This window comes from Seonamhaeicola marinus (assembly GCF_008085455.1).
In genome coordinates, this window is sequence record NZ_VSDQ01000868.1 from 1 (window position 1) to 1,091 (window position 1,091).

General features: G+C 33.4%; 2 protein-coding genes. Both read right to left on the minus strand.

All coding sequences use genetic code 11. The annotated features are described in order from the left end of the window. Positions 1 to 339 (minus strand): Gfo/Idh/MocA family protein (locus tag FUA24_RS24490; protein WP_148546051.1); only part of this gene is annotated, 339 nt, incomplete at its 3' end. A 20-nt stretch (positions 340 to 359) separates the two neighbouring features. Further along, positions 360 to 1,091, minus strand: a 732-nt coding sequence (locus FUA24_RS24495) for a YebC/PmpR family DNA-binding transcriptional regulator (protein WP_148546053.1), incomplete at its 5' end; no start/stop codon positions are given.

Here is a 1,091-nt window from a genome sequence, read left to right on the forward strand (position 1 = left end):
ACTATCTTTATATGATGGTGTCATTGGTTTTTCAATACAACAAATTTTGCCTGCTTTAGCAACTTTTAGTGCATAAAATTTGTGTGTATCAGGAGGTGTTGCTATATAAACGGCATCAACATCCGTATCATTAATTAACGCCTCTGCATTGGTGTAATACTTTTTTATTTGATGACGCTTAGCGTAGTCTTTTACTTTAGCTTCATCACGACGCATTACAGCAATTAAATCAAAACCTTCGGTTAGTTTATAAGGTGGTCCGCTTTTAATTTCTGTAACATTACCACAGCCAATAATTCCCCATTTAATAGTTTTATTGGGTGGTAAAGCTGTTTCCATAATTTAATATTGAAGTATTATTAAGCAGATTCTTCCATGGTATGATATACGTTTTGTACATCATCATCTTCTTCTAGTTTTTCTAATAATTTTTCAACATCGGCAACTTGTTCTTCATTTAATTTTTTTGTTACCTGCGGTATACGCTCAAAACCTGAAGATAAAATTTCGATATTATTTTCTTCTAAATAAGCTTGAATTTTACCAAAACTTTCAAAAGGTGCGTAAATCATTACGCTAGTTACTTCGTTTCCATCGGCATCTTCATCGGTGTCTTCAAAAATTTCTTCAACACCAAAATCAATCAATTCTAATTCTAATTCTTCTAAATCTAAATTTTCACCTTTCACTTTAAAATTACAAGTATGATCGAACATGAAAACAACAGAACCCGATGTACCTAAGCTTCCATCGCATTTATTAAAATAACTACGTACGTTAGCTACGGTTCTTGTATTATTATCAGTAGCCGTTTCAACTAAAATAGCAATACCGTGTTGCGCGTAACCTTCAAAAAGCACTTCTTTGTAATCGCCTTGGCTTTTATCACTAGCTCGTTTTATAGCACGTTCTATATTATCTTTTGGCATGTTTACAGATTTAGCATTCTGTATAACTGCACGTAAACGGGAATTACTATCTGGGTCTGGGCCACCTTCTTTAACAGCCATTACAATATCTTTACCAATACGTGTAAAGGCTTTACTCATGGCAGACCAACGTTTCATTTTTCTTGCTTTTCTAAATTCAAA